The following is a 20,289-nucleotide window of genomic DNA, read 5'->3' as shown; positions in this document are numbered from 1 at the left end:
CGAGATCACTATGAAATCGGCTTTCTGGGCGCGTAAGGCCCACAAATGGATTGGCCTGATCATCGGCGTGCAAGCGCTGCTGTGGATGATCAGCGGCGTATACATGACGGTCATTTCCTTGGACATCATCCATGGCGATCACCTAGCCCATGCGCATCAGCAACCGCTGGTCGCACCCACGCACTTGTCAGGTGAGGAGTTGCAGCGCCGCTACCCGGGCATGACCCAGGTCAAGCTCAAGCGCCTGCTAGAGCGGGATGTCTATGAGATCCATGCCCACGACAAGATCTACCTGCTCGACGCTACGACCGGCCAGGTGCTCTCGCCGGGCGATCAGCAAATGGCGATCGCGCTGGCCAAGGCGGTGTACCAGGGCCAAGCGCCGGTAGCCCGGGTTGAATGGGTGACGCAGGCGCCGCAGGAAGTCGCCACGCGTCCGGTTCCAATGTGGGCCGTGCACTACGCCGATGCCGGTGAAACGACGTTGTACTTCTCGCCCTATAGCGGCGAGTTGCTGGCGCGGCGGCACAGCCTGTGGCGTTGGTTCGATTTCCTGTGGATGTTCCACATCATGGACTACGAGGCGCGCTCGGACGTCAATAACACCCTGTTGCGCGTGGCCTCGGCGGTCGGACTGGTGTTCGTGCTCAGTGGCGCCTGGCTGTTGTTCTACAGCTTCCGCAGGAGGGCCGCAGCATGACGCCCTGGATGAGAACGCTGCACAAATGGGTCGGCTTGATCATCGGCCTGCAGTTGCTGCTTTGGATGGCCAGTGGCGTGATGATGAGCTGGCTGGACCACGATCAGGTGCAGGGCCATCAGTTCCAGGCCCACGCGCAGGCCGCGCATGACTGGCCCGCCAACGCCCGATCACCGGCCAGCTTTCTGGGTAGCAACAAGAAAATCAGCCGCGTGAGTTCTGGCTGGCTGTTGGACACGCCGGTGTACCAATTGGCCGATGCGCAAGGTGTCACCTTGGCCAACGCCGTTACGGGCCAGCCGATCCCCTTGGATTCGGCCTGGGCCACCCGCCTGGCTCAGGCCTCCTACACCGGACCGGGCACGCTGAAAGCGCCGCGCCTGTTGGAGTGGAGCGGGGAGGTGCGCGATCACGAGGGGCGTCTGTGGCGTGTGGACACCGATGACACGCAGGACACCACGGTGTACCTGTCTGCCCAGACGGGCGAAGTGCTCTACCACCGCAACAAGACCTGGCGTCTATTCGATGTGTTCTGGATGTTGCACATCATGGACTACACCGGGCGCAAGAACTTCAACAACCCGTTGGTGGTCACTGCCGCGATCGGCGGTCTGTGGTTGGCCCTGACCGGGATCTGGCTGCTGTTTGCCAGCTTCCACTGGAGCGAGTTCGTGCCGCGCCGCTGGCGTCCGGCCCGCGAGTTGTCGGTATTCGGTCCGGACGGGACACGGCTGCGCACCGTACGAGCGTCGGCAGGCGACAACGTCTACGTCTCGCTGGCACGCGAGGGCGTGCAACTGCCGTCTAACTGCGGAGGAGGGCAGAGCTGTGGCCTGTGCGAGGTGCGCTTCCGCGGCGCGGCACCCAAAGCCACCGCGGCAGATCGCGCCCACCTGGGCGCCAGCAAGGTCAAGATGGGCTATCGCCTGGCCTGCAACCTGGCCGTGACGGAAGACACCGATGTCGAGGTGGCTGGCGGGGCCAGCCTGTGGACCGAGTATGGAGCCACCGTGGAGCAGGTCACGGCGGTGACGCCTTTCCTGCGCGAGATCGTGCTCAAGCCCGATGAGGCCCCCGGTCCGGAATATCAACCTGGCGCTTACTTGCAGGTGCATGTGCCCAACTACGAGGTCCCGGTGCACAAGCTCGTGCGGCCCGAGCACCACCATCAGGAGTGGGCAGGCGTGGACCTGCCCGAGAAGTTGGTCAATCGCGAGCCGGTACGCCGGGCCTACTCCTTGGCCTTGCCCATTGATCAGGCGCAGGGTCGTCTGACGTTGCTGGCGCGCTTCAGTCCCGGCAGATCGGACAAGAAGCGGCAACCGCCGGGCAGGGGATCGACCTATCTGTACACGCTATCACCGGGGGATCGGGTTTCTTTCAGCGGCCCCTTCGGCGACTTCGCGCTCAAACCCCACGGGCGGGAGAAAGTGTTCATCGGCGGCGGCGCTGGCATGGCGCCGCTGCGCGCGATGATTCGGACGCTGTTGGCGGGGCAGGGTGGTGAGCGGATCCACTTCTGGTATGGCGCGCGCAGTCTCAAGGAAGCGCCCTACATTGAGGAGATGGAGCGCCTGGCCCAGCAGCACGAGAACTTCAGCTGGCACTTGGTGCTGTCGGATGAAGCGCAGAACGACGATGCGCTCTTGAGGGGTCTGGTTCACGAAGTGGCCCACGATCGTCTGCTCAAAGCCCATCAGGCCTTGGCTGATTGCGAGTTTTACCTGTGCGGACCGCCGGCCATGCTCAAGGCCACCCGAGAGCTACTGAGCAGGCTGGGGGTACCCGACAGCCAGGTGGCGTACGACGACTTCAAGATCTGATCCCAGCGCCCGCCGGCCAAGCAGGCCGGCGGGCGCTGCGGTGTACCGGATTTCCTGACCGCGCTCGTCCCAGTGAATGGACGTGCTTGAGCCTGCCCGATGAATCAGCGAGTACCCTGGTGACCACCGCACTGGATGAGTGGTTCATCGCCCATGTCTTGCCGCTGGAAGGCTTGATCCACGCCTTTCTGCGCCGGCATGGGCATGAGGACAGCGAGATTCCTGATCTTCGGCAGGAGGCTTACACACGCATATACGAAGCCGCGCGTCGGGGTCTGCCGTCGCAGGCCAAACCTTTTGTCATGACCACCGTACGCAACCTGCTCATTGATCGCATCCGCCGCTCACGCATCGTGTCCATTGAAGCCATGGCCGATGTCGAGCAGGCGGTGATGCAGAGCGATGAGGTGACGCCGGAGCGGCATCTGGGCGCACGCGATGAGTTGCGGCGCCTCCAGCAAGGCTTGCAGAAACTGCCCGCCAAATGCCGGCAGATCGTCGAGCTTCGCAAGATCTACGGCTTGAGCCAACGCGAAGTGGCCAGCCGCCTGGGGATCGCCGAAGATACGGTGGAGCGCCAGACGTTGTTGGGCATGCGCGCATTGGCGGACTTCATGCTTGGCGGTACCGGCAAGATTCAGCGCCCGGCCCGGCGCTTCAACAAGGAACGTTCGCACCCATGAGCCCGCACAACGACATCGAACAAGTTGCTGCGCAGTGGATCAATCGCGCCGAATCTTCGCAGTGGACCGCGCAGGACCAGAGGCAGCTTGATGCTTGGTTGGGGCAGGATACGGCCCATCGTGTGGCCTGGCTTCGTTTGAAGTCGGTGTGGGATCGAGCCGATCGACTGGCGGCCGTGCGCGGCGTGCAATCACCTCGCACGCGGCGTTGGGCCTCACCGGTGCGTTGGTCAGTGGCCGCGGCGGTGGCAATGCTGGCCGTACTGCTGAACATGCCCTGGTGGGGGCCGGGTACTCGCTACACCACCGAGGTTGGGGGGCGGGAAGTCGTGGCCTTGTCGGACGGTTCGCGGGTGGAACTGAATACGCACACCGAGCTCCGCGCGCAGGTGGATCCCTCGCTGCGCCATGTATGGCTGGACAAAGGCGAAGCCTTTTTCGACGTAAAGCCAGACCCTGCGCATCCGTTTGTGATCCATGCCGGCGACCACAAGGTGGTGGTCTTGGGAACGAAGTTCTCCGTCAGGCAAGAACGCGAGCGCCTGGAAGTGGCGGTGCTGGAGGGCAAGGTGCGCGTCGAGCCGATGGTGGCCAAGCCCGGCCGCCCGCCCGTGATCGTACAGGGCGGCGGTTTGCTGTACAGCAAACCGGCCGGCACGCTCGTAGCGGTGAATGCGCAGGACAAGGTGCGGCGATCCCTGAGCTGGCGCCATGGCACATTGGAGTTCGATCAATCCACCTTGGCCGATGTGGCAGCCCAGTTCAATCGCTACAACGAAAAGCAGCTGGTGCTGATGGATCCGGAAACCGCCCACATGCGCGTGGGTGGCAGCTTCGATGCTGCCGGGGTGGATGCCTTCGCGCGACTGCTGGCCACGGGCTTCAATCTGCGCGTAGAGACACACGGCGATCAGATTCGTGTCTCGCAACCGCATTGAATCGCCTACAGACATCAATCTGAAATATTTCATACCGGAACTGCGTCGCCATCTCGTCTCAGACATAAGGCCGATTTGCGCCGACCTGGGGAAAATGCATGGCACGTACGAAAGTGGCGAGGACAGCGTTGGCTGTCATGTGTGGTCTGGTCATCGCGGCCTCAGCCGCAGCACAAACAAGCACCTTTGATATTCCAGAAGGGGATCTGAAGGTCGCGCTGGAGGCCTATGCCAGGCAGTCGGGCGTTCGTCTGGTCTACCTGAGCGAAGACGTGCGCGATCGGCGTACCTCCGGGGCGCGCGGTGACATGTCCCAGGACGCGGCGCTGAACCGTCTGCTGGCGGGCACTGGGTTGACCGTCAAGCGGGATCAAAGTGGCGCATTGGCCATCGTCCGCGAGGCGGCAAATGCACCGGCGCCCAGTACCCGCAGCACACCATCTTCCAGCCTAGGGCAAGCCGGCTCCGACACGTACGCCTCCACCGTCTCCGGCGGCGCCGACGCCTCCACGACGTCGACCACTGCACCCACCACCTTTGATGCGGTCCAAGTAACTGGCAGCCATATCAAGCGTGCCCAGATGTCCGGCGTGGGACCCACTACCGTCATCGATGCTGAAACCATCCAAAGCTCCGGCGCCGTGTCCGTGGAAACACTGTTGCAGCGCTTGCCTGCATCGGCCGGCGCGGCCGGCTCGCAATCCAACAACTTCTGGACCGGTAACGGTAACGGCACCACCCAGATCAACCTGCGTGGCTTAGGCGTAAACCGCACATTGGTGCTGCTCAACGGCCGGCGCGTAGTCAATGGTGGCACCGGCGCCAACAACTCGGTGGATCTTAACGTGGTGCCCTTGGCCCTGGTTGATCGCATCGAGATCCTAAAGGACGGCGCATCTGCCATCTACGGTGCCGATGCCGTAGCCGGCGTGGTGAACATCATCACGCGCAAGGAAATGGATGGCGTGGAGCTGTCCACCCGCTATGGCCAAACCTTCAAAGGTGATGGCGAGATCGGCTCGTTCAACTTGGCCTTCGGCACCACGGGCGAGCGCAGCTCGATGTCCGGTGCGCTGACCTATGCCGAGAGCGGCACCATCACCATGGCCTCGCGCGCGCCGTGCCCGCTGGGCGTAGTGGCGGGCACGCTGCAGTGCGTGGGCAACTCATCCACCATCGGCGGTCGTGCACGCTTGGCCGATGGCCGGGTAGTCAACTTCAATCAGGATCCCAATGGAGATCCGCGCTCTTACGAGCTCTACGATCCCGCCAAGCACAACTACAACTACAACCTGCTGCTCAATGCCGTCAGCCCGATCAAGCGCATTGGCCTGAGTGGCTTTGGCCAGTTCGACCTGACTGAGAACACGCGCCTTTTCACCGAACTGATGGCGACCAATCGCCAGTCCAACCAGCGTGCCTCGCCCAACACCCTGGGCGTCTATCGCACGATCCGGATTGCTGCCACCAATCCGACCAACCCCACTGGCCAAAACCTGACCTTGGAGCGCCGTCGGCTGGAAGAGGCTGGAGCGCGCATCACCGAGCAAGAGGTAGACACGTTCCGCACCGTGCTAGGGCTGGAAGGGCAGTGGGGCGATAACTGGGCGTGGAATGTGGCGTTGAACTGGGGGCGCAATTCGGCCACCGACAGCTCGACCAACATTGCCAACCTGGATCGGGTAGAGAACACTCTCAACACCAGCCTGTGCAGCAACACCCCGGGCGCTGCCACTCCTTGCGGCAACTATCTGGGCTACGGCAATCTGACGCCTGAAGTGCTGGACTACATTCTGTTTACCCAGCGTGGCTCGGGTGGCAACAGCCAGCAGGGCTTTAGCGGCACCATTTCCGGCGCCCTGTTCGATCTGCCCGCCGGCAGCGTCGCCTTCGCCTCGGGCGTGGAGTTTCGCAAGGAACGCGGTTGGCTGTATCCGGACCCGCTGGTGGTCAACGGCAGCGCCAACATCGTGCGTCAAGATCCGATCGAAGGCGAGTACTCGGCCAAGGAAGCGTTCGTGGAGTTCGCTGTCCCGCTGTTGCAGGACATTCCGCTGGTGGACTACGCCACCTTGAACCTGGCCGGCCGCTATTCGGACTACGACCTGTTCGGCAGCGACACCAACTACAAGGTGGGGTTGGATTGGCAGGTGGCCGAACCCCTGAAGATTCGTCTCAACTACGCAACCGCTTTTCGTATCCCCAGCATTCCGGAGTTGTTCGGTGGCATCGGCCAAGGCAGCCTGACTACGCTGGACCCGTGCAGCAACTGGAGCACGTTACCGGCCGACTCGGTCATTCGGGCCAACTGCCAAGCCGCGGGCGTGCCGACCAACTTTCGTCAGTTGGGCAACACCATCCTTACCACGACCGGCGGCAATCCCGACCTCAAGCCTGAAGATGCGCGGACCTTCACGGCAGGCTTTGTGTGGACCCCAGGGTTTGCGCCGGGACTGACGCTCACGGCCGATTACTACCGTATCCGCATCGAGAACGCGATCCGTAGCATTGAAGGCTCGGTCAAGCTGCGTGCGTGCTACACCACTCCGAACCTGGCCCATCCGTTCTGCTCGCCGGCCAACTTTACCCGTGATCCGGTCACCGGTGAGGTCAACTACCTCTCGTCCCAGCAGGTCAATGCGGCCAGCGAGGAATCCGAAGGCGTGGATATCGGCGTGCTGTATCAGTTCGATCTGGCCGGCTGGCAGGCCAGCGCGAGTCTGGACGCCTCGTATCTTGAGCGTTACGACGTCACTCCCTTCGCCGGTGCCACCACCATTGAGTACGCCGGCAAGATCACCAGCGGCTTGGGTAGCTACACCCAGTGGCGTGGCTTGGGCTCACTGCGCATGGGCAAAAACCGTTGGACCGGCGTCTATTCGGCGCAGTACATCGGCAGCGCGGACGACATCATCGCCGTGCCCGGCACTATCGGCTCGCATGTGTCCAGCGTGGTGTACCACAACCTGCAACTGAGCTACGGCATCAAGAAGAAATGGGACATCTCCGCTGGCGTTGAAAACGTGCTCGATAAGAAGGCGCCGTTCGTGCAGAACAACCCCAACGCCAACACCGACACCATGACGTACGACTTGCTGGGTCGTCGCTGGAATGTCCGCTTTGGTTACCACTGGTAAGCCACGATCCCAAGGAGCTACACATCATGAGAAACACGCAACTATCCGCCGCACTAGTGCTGTTCGCGGTGGCCGGCAGCGCCGGCGCGCACGACCTGTTTGTCGCTTTCTCCAAGCCCGGCACCGCAGCGGGCGAGGCGAACACCGCGTTGGTGAACAATGGCACCTTCGATGAAAGTGCAGGTGCAGTCACCCGAGCGCGTCTACAGGACGTTTCGCTGAGTCAGGGCGGCGCTAAGGCTGCCCCGGACTTGGCCAGTTGGAAAGAGGTCGGCAAGCAAAGCCAGCTCACCGTGCATCCAGCGGGCGAGGGCACCTATCTGCTGGGTGTCTCGACGATGGCTTCCACTAGCACCCGTACGGCCAGCGAGTTCGGCAAGTACCTGGAGTTGGAAGACTTGCCCGATACCCTGGCCACCTATGATGCGAGCAAGTTTCCCAAAGGGGTCACCTATAGCTATACCAAGCATGCCCGTGCCATTGGACAGGTGGGCACGAAACTGACCGACGACTTCGCTGCCTCCCTGGGCTATCCGTTGGAGATCCGCTTGGCCCGCAATCCTGGAAGCGTGAAGGTCGGCGAACAGCTGTCGTTCCAGGTGCTGCAGCAGGGCACGCCAGTGCCCAACCTACGCGTGTACGTCGGTCATCGTGCTGACGCACCGGTCAAGGGTGGGCACGGTAGCGCTACGCTCCTGCGCACCGATGCCCAAGGCCAAGCCAGTTTCCAGGTGACCACCGCCAAGACCTGGTACATCCACACCAATCACATGGTGCCCTCTACACAAAAGGGTTTGGATTTTGTGTCGGATCGGGCGTCGCTGAGCTTTGAGATTTCCCCGCACGCCGGGCACTGATAAGTAAGCACGTAGGCGGTACTCTCCCCTTTGACGCCAGTCATGACTTCTTCCATGACTGGCGTCTTTTTGTGGGGACGGACCTCAAGTGCTCAGTCTGTCTCTCATTGGTCGCCCCGCGCCGCGCGCAATCCACGTCGCCGCACCAGATAGAACGCTGCGGGAATCACTACCATAGAGAGCACCGGTGCGGTGAGCATGCCACCCAGCATCGGCGCGGCGATACGTTGCATGACCTCCGAGCCGGCACCGGCACCGACGAAAAGCGGAAACAACCCGGCCAGGATGACGGCTACCGTCATCGCCTTCGGGCGCACCCGCTGCACGGCACCTTCGTAGATAGCCTCTTGCAGGGTAGACACATCTTCCGGCGCACCGCCGGCCAAGCGCTGCTCCCAGGCATGACGCAGGTACAGCAGCATGATGACGCCGAACTCAGCCGCAACGCCGCCCAGGGCGATGAATCCGATCATGCTGGCCACCGAAATCGCATGGCCCAGCCCCCAGATCAACCAGAAACCGCCCACCAACGCCAAAGGCAAGCTGAGCAGGATGATGGATACATCGCTAAGCCGGCGAAACACCATCCAGATGACCAGGAAGATGATCGCCAACGCCGCGGGCACCACCCATTGCAGGCGTGCCAGTGCCCGTTGCAGATACTCGTACTGCCCCGACCAGGCCAGACCGTAGCCGGCAGGCAAACTCACCTGGGTCTGCACCGCGGCTTGCAGGTCTTGGACCACCGATCCTAAGTCGCGATCGGCTACATCCACGTAGATGTAGCCCACCAACCGGCCGTTATCGCTCTTGAGCATTGGCGGGCCTGGGCTGATTGACAGCTCCGCCACCTGGCTCAAGGTCAGTTGCACACCGCCTCGCGCAATCAGCGGCAGATCCTGCAAGGCCTGCAACGAGTCACGCTGGCCACGGGGGTAGCGCAAGACGATGGGATAACGTTCGCGCCCCTCGATCGTTTCCCCGATTGGATCACCGCCAACGACCGTGGCAATCAGTTGATGGAGTTGGCCTTGAGTGAATCCATAACGTGCAGCGATTTCCGGGCGCACCTGTACATCGACATAGCGCCCACCCGTGACGCGTTCGGCCAGTGCCGAACTCACGCCGGGCACGGTCTTGGCCACCTGCTCGATCTGCTGGCTCAGGCGCTCGATCTGCTCCACATCGGGTCCGGAGACCTTGATCCCAATCGGGCTCTTGATGCCGGTGGCCAACATATCGATGCGATTGCGAATGGGCGGGACCCATAGGTTGGTCAGACCGGGAATCTTGACCGCTGCGTCCAACTCCTGGCGCAGCTTTTGAGGGGTCATGCCAGGGCGCCATTGATCCCGCGGCTTGAAGGTCACGGTGGTCTCAAACATTTCGATCGGGGCCGGATCGGTCGCACTTTCGGCACGGCCCGCCTTGCCGAACACGTGCTCAACCTCCGGTACGGTCTTGATCATCCGGCCCGAGAGCTGGAGCAACTGACGGGCCTTGTCGGCGGACAAGCCGGGCAGGGCCGTGGGCATGTACAGCAGGCTGCCTTCTTCCAAGGGCGGCATGAACTCACTACCCAACCGGCTAAAGGGGATCAAGGTGAGCACTAGCAGCAGGCCGCTGAGCAGCAAGGTGACAGCGGGATGTTTGAGGACCCACAGCAGGATGGGCCGGTAGCCCGCGATCAGGATGCGATTGATGGGGTTCTGCTGTTCCGGGCGGATGCGGCCGCGGATCAGGTAGCCCATCAAGACGGGGATCAAGGTCACCGACAACCCTGCTGCGGCGGCCATCGCGTAGGTCTTGGTGTAGGCCAGAGGCGAGAACAATCGCCCTTCCTGCGCCTGCAGGGCAAAAACCGGCACGAAAGACAGGGTGATGACCAGCAAGCTGGCGAACAGGGCCGGTCCGACCTCGGCCGCCGAGCGGGCCATCAACTGCCAGCGCTCCTCACCCTGAGGTTCCCGGCCGTGCGCCTCCCGCCAGTGCTCCAGATGCTTGTGTGCATTTTCGATCATCACCACCGCTGCATCGACCATCGCACCAATGGCGATGGCGATGCCGCCTAATGACAGCAAGTTGGCGGAGATCCCCTGGGCGTGCATCACGATGAAGGCCGCCAGGATACCCAAGGGCAGGGTGATGACGGCCACCAACGCCGAGCGTAGGTGCCACAGGAACAGCAGGCATACCAGCGCTACGACCAGGAACTCTTCGCCAAGCTTGTGGGTGAGGTTGCGTACCGCATCCTGGATCAGCTCGGAGCGGTCGTACACCGGCACCACTTCCACGCCCTCGGGCAAGCTGGATTGCAACGCCTGCAGTCGCGCTTTGACGTTCCGAATGGCCCCCAAGGCATCCTTGCCGGTCCGCAGGACGATCACGCCGCCGGCCACCTCACCTTGACCATCCAACTCTGCGATACCACGACGGAAGACCGGCCCGCGACTGATCGTGGCCACCTCGCCGAGCAGGACGGGGATGCCGTCGTTGCCGGTTACCGGCACCTGTTCGAACGCCTCCTGTGTCCGCAGGTAGCCTTCGCTACGCACCATCAGTTCGGCTTCGCCTTGTTCGATCACCGAGCCCCCGGTAGCGCCGTTGGCCGCATCCACCGCCTCGATGAGCTCGGCCACCGTCAGTCCACGGGCCGCCAACGCCTGCGGATCGGGCTGGATCTGCCAGGCGCGCACCGCACCGCCCACACTGGCTACTTCAGCCACGTCCGGCACGGTTTTTAGCTCATAACGAAGAAACCAGTCCTGCAACGCACGCAGCTGCCCCACATCACGTTGACCGGTCCGATCCACCAAGGCGTACTGGTAGATCCAGCCTAGTCCTGTCGCATCAGGACCCAGCGCCGGATTCACATTCGGCGGAAGTCGATCGCGTACCTGACTCAAGTACTCGAGCACTCGAGAGCGCGCCCAGTAAAGATCAGTGGCATCGTCAAACAGGATGTAGACGAACGAATCACCGAAGAAGGAGAAGCCGCGTACCGCCTTCACGCCCGGGACGGACAACATCGTGGTGGCCAACGGATAGGTCACTTGGTCTTCGATGATGCGCGGGGTTTGCCCCGCCCATTGCGTGCGGATGATGACCTGGGTATCCGACAGGTCCGGCAGCGCATCCAGCGGCGTGTTCTTTACCGACCAGATACCGACCACCGCCAGCAGCGCGGCGGCAACCAGCACCAGCACGCGATTGGCAATGCAAGCATGGATCAGGCGCGCAATCATGGTGTGCCCTCCATCGCTTCGGACATGACCTCGCTTGCCTGGCAATCAGCGGCTGCGGCGGGGCCGAACTTGGGTACCAACTGCATATCCATGAACGGTGACTTGCCCGGCTTGTCGAAATGCTTCTCCGGCACCATCGGGTCATACCAGTACTGCACCGGGCAGCGCGGCGGCGTAGAGGTGGAGGTCCCTGGCGCGACAGGCGCAGGCTGTCTGGACGGTGACGGCACGACAGTGCGAGGGTCGTGCCCGGCGTCATGGCGCTCGTGCACACCTGATGCGCTGGCAGGGCTTGTCGGTTGTGCAGCGCCCAGGCGCTCCAACGCACCCGAGAGACTGGCTTCAGAGTCGAGCAGGAACTGACCCGAGACGACCACGCGTTCACCACCGGCCAAGCCTGCCACGATCTGCGTGCGCCCTTGCACGCTACGTCCGACACTCACCCGCACCGGCCGGAAGCCCCCGTCCGGATCCTGCACGATGAGCCGGCTGTCCCGCCCGGTGGCGATCAGCGCCTCCGTGGGAACGACTGGCAGGGCCTGCTCGGCATCGGGCTGCACCAGAACCTCGGCGAACATGCCCGGCACCAGCCGACGCTGCGGGTTGCGCAGCACAATTCGCGCCCGCTGCGTACGACTAGCCATGTCGACCTGGGGAAGCAACGCCTGGATCTGTCCGACAAAGCGCTCTGCCGGCCAGGCACTGACCGTGGCCTGCACTGAGGTCCCAGGCCGCAAGGTGCCCAGCGCTGCCTGGGGCACCGAGGCCTCCAGCCACAGCGTGTCCAGCCCATTGATCTTGAACAGTGGCGTACCGGGCATCACCGTCTGTCCCTCGCGTGCCAGAATCTCGGTCACGACACCACTGTGGTCTGCGCCAAGGACGACGCCATTTCTGGCCGAGGCGCCAGAAGGAACACCCAACGAACGCAACCGTTGTTGCGCCGCACCGTGTAGCTCACGCGCACCCGCGGACTGAGCTTGGCTCAGGGCATGTGCTTCGGCGATGGCAGCGTTCCATGCCGGGGCCTGCACGGTGGCCAGCGCTTGACCACGACGAACCTCGGTAAACGGCGCCTTTACCTGCACGTGGGTGATCAAGCCTTCCATGCGCGCACTGACCACGGTTTCCTGGGTCAGATCCCACGTCAGTGTGCCCGGCACGCGTACGGCACTCCCTAGTGACTCTACCGTCACTTCCTGAGTGCGTATGCCCACGTTCTGCTGCAGGCGCGGATCGATCTGCGTTCCGCCCCCCATGGCCTCATCTGCGTATTTGGGCAGCAACTCCATATCCATGAACGGAGATTTGCCCGGCTTGTCGAATCGCTGCTCCGGCGCCATGGGGTCGTACCAGTACAGCACCTTGCGTGCTTGATCTGCGCCGCTCGTGCCGGTGGGCGGGGTGGTATCAGAGGTTCGAGTCATCCAGGCGTAGCCGCCGGCAAAGCCGAGCGCCAGCAACCCGAGGGCCACGGCGAGCTGTGTGAGACGCGTCTTGGTCGGGCTCATGGCGTGTTCTCCTCATGGGGCAGCAGATAGGCCAGTGCCGCCCAGGCACGGCCCTGTTCGCCCAGCAGACGGGCGTTCTCCAGTTGCAATTCGATCTCATCGCGCCGCGCTTCCAGCCACGGCTGCAGGTCGGCACCGGCGCCGTAGGCGGCCAACGCCGTGCGTGCGCGATCGCGCGCCAAAGGCAGGCTCTGCGTGTTCTGACGCTCCAACTGGCCGGTTAACCCGCGCCATCGCGCTATCGCGCGTTGCACCGACTCGGCTTGGATGCGCCGGGCCTCATCGCGCTCTGCGGACACCGCCTCCAGCTCGGCCCGCCGTGCCGCGATGCCTCGTGCTTGGCGGTTCTTCTGGAACAGCGGCAGGCCCACACCCACTTCCACCATGAGCATGTCGCTACGCGCCATGCCGTCGGGTGCGCGCTCGCGACGTCCGTAGGTGAGCTCCACACTCCAATCCGGGCGGGTTTCGGCCACGGCCGCATCCACCTGGGCCTGGGCTAAGCTCTGGCGTGCCTCCCAGCCCAGTAGTGGCGTGTGCTGGTCCAGTTTGGCCAGCAGTTGGGTGGGCTCCAATGGCAACTGCGAAAAATCCGGTGCCGCACCACTGGCCAAGATCGCCTCTGGTGCAATACCCAACCACCGCGCCAGGCCGGCCTGCGCGGCGGCGTGCTCCGCATGTTCCTGCTCCAGGCGATTGTCCAACTGCAGTAGGGCGGCCTGGGCGGCAAGCACATCACTGGCCCCGGCCGTGCCGCCTGCCAAGCGAGCACGCGCCGCACGCTCGGCTATACGGGCCGGCTCGCGCAGACCTTCCAACGCATCCACGGCTTGCTGCGTACTCCACAGCTCGATCCAGGCCAGCGCGGCCGCTTGGGCCACCATCTGCTGTTCGGCCATCGACAGTGAGCGCGCTTGCGCCAGCGTCGCTTGCGCCAGCGCTTGCTCGGCACGTCGTTTCGCACGCGCAGGAAACTCCTGCATCAGACCGATTTGCTGGGTGGTCATCTCATCGGCCCGCAAGCTGAAGGCATCGGGTCCGCTGACGGGCCAGTTCGCCAGCCCCACGATCAAACGTGGGTCGGGAAGCGCGCCAGCACGCGCGGCTTCTTCGGTACTGGCATCGATCTGGGATCGGCGCACCTGCAGGGTTGGGGCGTTAGCAAGCGCCCGTTGTAGGGCTTCTGTGTAGCTGATCGGGATAGCGGGCGGTGCCGCCAGCACAGGACCACTGAGCGCCAGGGCAAACACGAACCCACACGCCATCCTGCGCCTTGCACGCAAGAAGAAAGACATCTCCATAAGACCTCCGGACAAACGACAACGAGCGCGCTGCAACGCATGCAGCACGAGCACGGGTCAATCCAGGAGGGGGCTTAAATCAGCAGGCTACAGAAGCGCTGCAGGGGAGGCGGATCGGACACGCACACCGGAACATCCCGATAGAACTGCGCGTGTACCGGTGGCAACAGAGCCTGCACGAGCGCGAAGGCGGCCAGCGCGGGCTGGTAAGGCACTTGAGGGGCCTTCGCATCGGCCGTGGCGATGTGATCGCGCTGGCAATGCTGGTCGCACAACGCCGGAGCATCGGGATCCGGCGCGGACATCTCTTCGCAACCGACCATCAGGGTCGCTTGTCCAGCTTCCACCGATTCCAGCGGACAGGCGTAGGCCACCAGCGCCAGTTGCTGCAGCAGCAGCGCCCACAGTCCCAGCCATGCCAGTCGGGCACGAGAACGGGGTCGCCGCCATCGCCTCAGCAGCTTCACCATGACAGCTCCCGCACGCCCGCAGCAGCGCCTGCGGACGCTGGGCAGATCAGGGCAGGGGACGTGCGAGCTCTCATGATGGCCAGTCTAGCCCTCTTGGGGCCGACTGGCATTGATCAGGATCAAGCCCTCGCGCGGACTCAGCGGTGGCATCCGCCACAGCAGGAGGATGCGGCCGGGGTGGCAGGCGTACCGGCCTCAGAAGGGAGCACGGCGGCGATCACATAGCCTTGCCGCTGGATAGCCTCAACCGCCTGTTCTACCGCAAGCAGGCCCTCGATCTTGACCACGCCACTGCCCAGATCGACGTCCACCTGGGCGTGGGGGTCAAGGGCCTGAATGGCTTGGGTCACCGTTCGGACACAGTGACCACAGGTCATACCTTCAACAACGAGATTCATGGACAACCCTCCAAAAGCATCGGCGGTTTGCCGACGCTGTCACGATGAGCCTTCCCACTGTGGGAAGGTCAAACGACAGGCAAGTTGAGTGGAGAACCGTCCCGTGTTGTTGACCTTCCCATCATGGGAAGGCTCAGGCTACCTGCTCGTTCCTATTGGCCTTTACTCCATGGACATAACGCTCACCTCGCCGCAACCGGTGCCTGCGGCCACCCATCGCTTCAGTGTCGCCGGCATGACCTGCGCCTCATGTGTAGGCCGGGTAGAGCGCAGCTTGCGGGCCGTTGCCGGCGTGAGCGATGCGTCGATCAATCTGGCAACAGAAGTGGCCGAGGTAACCGCGCCGGCGGCCGCGTTGCCCGCCTTGATCGCGGCGGTGAAGCAGGCCGGTTATGAGGTTGCCAGCCAGGAGCGGGATCTGATCATCGAAGGGATGACCTGCGCTTCATGTGTGGCACGGGTAGAGCGTGCGCTGCGTGCTGTGCCGGGCGTGATGGAGGTGTCGGTCAATCTGGCCACCGAGCGTGCGCGCATACGGGCCACGTCACTGGTGGAGGTCACATCCCTGGTTGCCGCCGTCAGCGCAGCGGGTTATCGCGCGGTCGAACCGCAGACACTGGAAGGCAAGATCGATACAGCGCCGGCGCGCCAGGCGCTCAGTGGTGACACCCTCAAACTACTGATCTCTGCGGCCCTGTCCCTGCCGTTGGTCGTCCCGATGCTGGGATGGGTCGCAGGTCAGCACTGGATGCTGCCGGGCTGGATGCAGTTCTTGCTCGCAACGCCGGTGCAGTTCTGGATCGGTGCGCGCTTTTATCGCGCCGGATGGCACGCCCTGCGCGCCGGCACGGGCAACATGGATCTGCTGGTCGCTTTGGGGACCAGCGCCGGTTATGGGTTGAGTGTCTATCACTTGTTCAATGATGCCGGACACCACGGCGATGCCGCGCTGTACTTCGAGACCTCGGCGGTCATCATTACCTTGATCCTGCTGGGCAAGTGGTTAGAGGCCCGCGCCAAGCAACAGACCACGCAAGCGATCCGAGCCTTGCAAGCACTGCGGCCAGCCACCGCACGCGTGTATCAGGACGGACAAGAGCGCGAGGTTGCCATTCACGAGGTTGCCGTCTCGGACATTGTCAGTGTGCGGCCAGGCGAGCGTATCCCCGTGGATGGCGTGATCGCGGAGGGCCGCACGCACGTCGATGAGTCCCTGATCACCGGGGAGTCCATGCCCGTGGCGCGCGGGGAGGGCGATCGCGTCACCGGTGGGGCTATCAATGGCGAAGGCCGCATCCTGGTACGCACACTGGCCATCGGCGCCGAAACCGCCTTGTCTCGGATCATTCGCCTCGTGGAGGATGCACAGGCCAAGAAGGCACCTATCCAGCGAACCGTGGATCGGGTGAGCGCGATCTTCGTGCCGGTAGTGATCGGCCTGGCTTTGCTCACGCTGCTCGGCTGGGGTCTGGGAACGGGTGATTGGAACCAGGCGATCCTGAGCGCGGTAGCGGTGCTGGTCATCGCATGCCCGTGCGCGCTGGGGTTGGCGACCCCGACCGCGATCATGGCCGGCACCGGCGTGGCCGCCCGAGCGGGCATTCTGGTCAAGGATGCCGAAGCGCTGGAAGTGGCAGGTACCGTAAAGGTGGTGGCCTTCGACAAAACAGGCACTTTGACCCAAGGACGTCCGGTACTGACCGAAGAAACTGCCACCCGTGGCCACGCGGCCGATCTGTTGCCGTTGGCGGCGGCCCTGCAGCAAGGCAGCGAGCATCCCTTGGCCAAGGCCGTACTGAGCGCAATGGGTCAGCGGGCCATTCCGCTCTCACGCGACGTGCAGGCGGTGCCTGGCCGCGGCATCACCGGCAAGGTGGATGGCAGGAACCTGTTGCTGGGCAGTACCCGTATGATGCTTGAGCATGGCGTGGCGCTCACGGCATTGCAGACCCGGGCCGACCTACTCAGCCAGACCGGCCACACGGTGTCCTGGCTGGCAGAGCAGGGCACCGATCATCCGCAATTGCTCGGCATACTGGCCTTTGAGGATCCACCGCGTCTGAGTGCAGCTGCGGCCGTGCAACGGCTGCACGCGCTGGGTCTACGCACCGTCATGATTTCTGGCGACAACCCCGGCGCGGCCGCCTCGGTGGCCAAGGTGCTGGGCATCCAAGAGGTGCGCGCCAATGTATTGCCTGAGCAGAAAGCTGCGTTGGTCGCTGAATTGGCTCAGTCGGCACCGGTGGCCATGGTCGGCGATGGTGTCAACGATGCGCCAGCGCTGGCTGCCGCCAACTTGGGGGTGGCCATGGGAACCGGTACCGATGTGGCGATGCATGCCGCTGGGGTTACCCTAATGCGCGCTGAGCCGGGTCTGATCGCCGATGCCATCGACATTTCCCGCCGCACGACCCGCAAGATCCATCAGAACCTGTTCTGGGCTTTCGGTTACAACGTGGTCGGCATCCCTCTGGCGGCCCTGGGCTTGCTTGATCCGGTCATCGCCGGCGCAGCGATGGCCTTGTCCAGTGTGAGCGTGATTGCCAACACGCTGCTGTTGCGCCGTTGGCAGCCAACCAAGACCGATATGGGAGAGGCATGATGGCAACCAGACGCAGCTCCAAGGCATTGCGGCCCGAACTGGCCGACGCGCGCGAAGCCGGATTGCATAACATTGGCGAGGCCGCCGCGCTCAGTGAGGTCAGCGCCAAGATGATTCGCCACTACGAAGGGATCGATCTGATCCCTCCGGCTAGTCGCACCTTTGCGGGCTATCGCCTTTACACCGATGCCGATGTGCACAGGCTTCGGTTCATTCGTCGTGCCCGCAACCTGGGCTTTTCCATCAAACAAATCCAATCGCTCTTAGGCTTGTGGAGCGATGACCGGCGAGCCAGCGCTCAGGTCAAGAAACTGGCCCAGGGCCACATCGACGATCTGCAGATCAAGATTACCGAAATGCAGGCCATGCAGCGAACGCTGCGCGACCTGGCCAGTCGATGCCATGGCGACAACCGCCCGGAATGTCCGATTCTGGATGATTTGGCGAGTCCGACGAACGGGCATTGACGTTGCCACAGTGGGAAGCCTGACGCTAGCTATCCCTGCTGGTTGGAGTAGTAACGCATGCATCGACTACATATCCCGGCCATGGCCTGCAGCGCCTGCCACACGCCCATTCGACGCGCATTGATGACGCTAGATCCTTTGATGCGGATCCAACTGATCCCGGATCAGCGCAGTGTCAGCATCACCACGCGTCGCCCGCTTGAGCAGGTTAAGCACGTGCTGCGCTGGGCGGGTTATCCGGCTCACGTTCGCCCGTAGTCGGACCCGACCATGCGGTGGCTTGCAATTTACTATCGCAATGATAGGCCCGCTCCCTTCCAGCCCCATACCGTGAGATGCGCTTATGCACGCCTATCGTGTTGTTCGTGGAGAAGGTCCACAGAGCCTGCACTTGGTCGACTTGCCCGGTCCTACCATGGGCGAGAAACAGGTTCTGCTGGCCGTCAAGGCAGCCTCGCTCAACTACCGCGATCTGCTGGTCGCACGCGGCCTGATGGGGGAGGGTGACTACCGTATTCCACTCTCTGATGCAGTGGGACAGGTGATTGCCATCGGGCCGGCAGTTACGGACTTCGTTGTTGGTGATGCAGCAATCCCAATCTTTTTCCCGCAATGGAGTGAGGGCTACCCCAGCGAAGATGCCTTGGCCTTGTCACTCGGCGGAAACGTGGAGGGGGTGTTGGCCACACACGTGGTGGTTGACGAGCGCGCCTTGGTGCGAGCGCCACGAACCTTGTCCTGGGAGCAGGCTTCCACGATTGCCTGTGCAGGGGTTACTGCCTGGAACGCGCTGTTCGAACTGGAGCCACTGCCACCGCATGCCCGTGTGTTGATCCAAGGCACGGGGGGCGTTTCCACCTGGGCAGTCCAGTTGGCAGTGGCCGCCGGCCTCCAAGTCACGCATGTGTCAGGCAGACAAGAGGGCACTGAGCGCATGATGGCCCTCGGTGTGCAGGCGGCGATCAACTACCGCAGCGAATCCAACTGGGATGAGCGGGTCATGGCCATGACAGGTGGGGTGGATCGCGTTCTTGATATTGGAGGCGCAGGCACCATTGCCCGCTCACTCAGGAGTCTGCGTCCGGGGGGGCAGGTCGTGACCATTGGCGGCGTAGCGGGCGGATTTGGACTGAACATTGATCCGTTTGCGCTTATTGGCGGCAGATCTCTTACGGGCGTGGTCGTGGGGTCACGGGCGATGACTCAATCCCTGGTCAAGTTCATCGACGAGAACGCGCTTGTCCCGGTCATCGATTCAGTGTTTTCCTTCGACCAAGCTGCCAATGCGTATCAGCGTATGGAACACGGCAGACCCATCGGCAAAGTCGTCATCGCCATCGATTGACCCTGGAGGCATTCACCCCATTCTTAGGTGCCTCTTATCACTACCATGGTCTGCCGGAGCGCTTCCGCATCACTGACCGAGCAGATCTCAACCCGGGTGATTTAGCTGGCCTATCGTTTGCTAGGCAAACGAAGTGATCTCATCGCTACCGCTATCACCTACGTCACAATCGCGGACTGGATTGTCGGCGGAGAATCGCTTAGCGGGATTGGCCTTGCGAGCTCCGCGCTTGAGATCAGCATGACGGCGAGACTAGCACCGAAGTGGAGAAGGCCACTAATCTGAGCGAGGTGTTTACCTGATTCGAGTGGCTCTTGGATGCGGGGCACCTCACCTAGCTACGCGCATGTTCACGACGCACCTACGCCGCCACAGCGCTACGTCAGCCGTTAGCGCCGCTGGGCGTCTTTCATTGAGGATCGGCTGGCATTAAGAAGAAACGGCTCTAACACTTGCTTCTGCTAGTGATCGTTGACTAAGAGGGGCGTTTCATCGTGGTGAAGGTGGTCATCCTGCAGTTGCTGTAGCAGCACTAGTCAGCGCGTCGTCGCGCCTGGACCTTGGCCCGGCGACGTGGCACATCCGAAAGAATTCTCTGTCTCTTGTGCTCGGTGAACTTGCGCCAGCTTCTGATTTCTTCGGTGGTCCGGAAACAGCCAACGCAAACTTCGCTCTTACGATCGAACTGGCAAATGTCAGTGCAGGGGGATTTGATGGTCATGACGACATTCTGCTGAGCGCAGTTCCCAATGACTCCATTAGGAGGTCAGCGATGGATGCGCTGAGGTTTCATGGGGCGGCGACACACGCTG

15 protein-coding genes are annotated in these 20,289 nt (G+C 62.9%); 9 read left to right on the top strand and 6 right to left on the bottom strand.

Annotation, left to right across the window (positions count from 1 at the left end; genetic code table 11):
- The first annotated feature begins 10 nt into the window (after window positions 1-10).
- The 6 genes from AC23D6_RS09730 (at window position 11) to AC23D6_RS09705 (ending at window position 8,138) form a co-directional block, all read left to right on the top strand.
- On the top strand, window positions 11-700 hold the full coding sequence (locus tag AC23D6_RS09730; RefSeq protein ID WP_074053013.1) for a PepSY domain-containing protein: 690 nt from the start codon (window positions 11-13) through the stop codon (window positions 698-700).
- Entirely contained in the window at window positions 697-2,523 is a 1,827-nt protein-coding gene (locus AC23D6_RS09725) for a PepSY domain-containing protein (RefSeq protein WP_487749099.1), read from the top strand. Before AC23D6_RS09730 ends, AC23D6_RS09725 begins: the two co-directional genes overlap by 4 nt.
- Before the next feature lie 119 nt (window positions 2,524-2,642).
- A complete protein-coding gene (locus tag AC23D6_RS09720) occupies window positions 2,643-3,206 on the top strand; it encodes an RNA polymerase sigma factor (protein ID WP_234932305.1) in 564 nt (187 codons plus the stop codon).
- A complete protein-coding gene (locus tag AC23D6_RS09715) occupies window positions 3,203-4,144 on the top strand; it encodes a FecR family protein (protein WP_487749098.1) in 942 nt (313 codons plus the stop codon). Before AC23D6_RS09720 ends, AC23D6_RS09715 begins: the two co-directional genes overlap by 4 nt.
- Before the next feature lie 98 nt (window positions 4,145-4,242).
- On the top strand, window positions 4,243-7,281 hold the full coding sequence (locus AC23D6_RS09710; protein ID WP_487749097.1) for a TonB-dependent receptor: 3,039 nt from the start codon (window positions 4,243-4,245) through the stop codon (window positions 7,279-7,281).
- A 26-nt stretch (window positions 7,282-7,307) separates the two neighbouring features.
- On the top strand, window positions 7,308-8,138 hold the full coding sequence (locus AC23D6_RS09705; protein ID WP_487749096.1) for a DUF4198 domain-containing protein: 831 nt from the start codon (window positions 7,308-7,310) through the stop codon (window positions 8,136-8,138).
- 104 nt (window positions 8,139-8,242) lie between these two features.
- Here the strand turns inward: AC23D6_RS09705 and AC23D6_RS09700 are convergent, their stop codons facing one another.
- From AC23D6_RS09700 to AC23D6_RS09680, 5 genes are all read right to left on the bottom strand, one after another.
- Window positions 8,243-11,383, bottom strand: a complete 3,141-nt coding sequence (locus AC23D6_RS09700; protein WP_487749095.1) for an efflux RND transporter permease subunit — start codon at window positions 11,381-11,383, stop codon at window positions 8,243-8,245.
- The gene (locus AC23D6_RS09695; protein ID WP_487749094.1) at window positions 11,380-12,894 is read right to left on the bottom strand and encodes an efflux RND transporter periplasmic adaptor subunit; all 1,515 of its coding nucleotides are present in this window, start codon (window positions 12,892-12,894) and stop codon (window positions 11,380-11,382) included. Before AC23D6_RS09695 ends, AC23D6_RS09700 begins: the two co-directional genes overlap by 4 nt.
- The gene (locus AC23D6_RS09690; protein WP_487749093.1) at window positions 12,891-14,036 is read right to left on the bottom strand and encodes a TolC family protein; all 1,146 of its coding nucleotides are present in this window, start codon (window positions 14,034-14,036) and stop codon (window positions 12,891-12,893) included. The genes AC23D6_RS09695 and AC23D6_RS09690 overlap by 4 nt, the downstream gene beginning before the upstream one ends.
- Window positions 14,037-14,269: 233 nt before the next feature.
- A complete protein-coding gene (locus AC23D6_RS09685; RefSeq protein WP_102254386.1) occupies window positions 14,270-14,665 on the bottom strand; it encodes a hypothetical protein in 396 nt (131 codons plus the stop codon).
- Window positions 14,666-14,802: 137 nt separating this feature from the next.
- Window positions 14,803-15,063 (bottom strand): heavy-metal-associated domain-containing protein, encoded by a 261-nt coding sequence (locus AC23D6_RS09680; RefSeq protein ID WP_317718892.1) that lies wholly within the window; start codon window positions 15,061-15,063, stop codon window positions 14,803-14,805.
- Between the two features lie 103 nt (window positions 15,064-15,166).
- Between AC23D6_RS09680 and AC23D6_RS09675 the strand changes: the two genes are divergently transcribed.
- The 3 genes from AC23D6_RS09675 to AC23D6_RS09665 all read left to right on the top strand — a co-directional run bounded on the left by AC23D6_RS09675 (window position 15,167) and on the right by AC23D6_RS09665 (window position 19,477).
- The gene (locus AC23D6_RS09675) at window positions 15,167-17,665 is read left to right on the top strand and encodes a heavy metal translocating P-type ATPase (RefSeq protein ID WP_347126507.1); all 2,499 of its coding nucleotides are present in this window, start codon (window positions 15,167-15,169) and stop codon (window positions 17,663-17,665) included.
- Window positions 17,666-17,775: 110 nt separating this feature from the next.
- Window positions 17,776-18,132: a MerR family DNA-binding protein gene (locus AC23D6_RS09670; RefSeq protein ID WP_228903389.1), complete on the top strand. Its 357-nt coding sequence runs from the start codon at window positions 17,776-17,778 to the stop codon at window positions 18,130-18,132.
- 415 nt (window positions 18,133-18,547) lie between these two features.
- Entirely contained in the window at window positions 18,548-19,477 is a 930-nt protein-coding gene (locus AC23D6_RS09665) for a zinc-dependent alcohol dehydrogenase family protein (RefSeq protein ID WP_317718890.1), read from the top strand.
- 532 nt (window positions 19,478-20,009) lie between these two features.
- Here the strand turns inward: AC23D6_RS09665 and AC23D6_RS09660 are convergent.
- Complete coding sequence (locus AC23D6_RS09660) at window positions 20,010-20,198, bottom strand: DUF1289 domain-containing protein (protein WP_317718889.1); 189 nt, start codon at window positions 20,196-20,198, stop codon at window positions 20,010-20,012.
- Window positions 20,199-20,289: the final 91 nt, after the last annotated feature.

This window comes from Pseudoxanthomonas sp. G3 (genome assembly GCF_057654715.1).
This window is presented reverse-complemented; position numbering and strand designations above follow the sequence as displayed.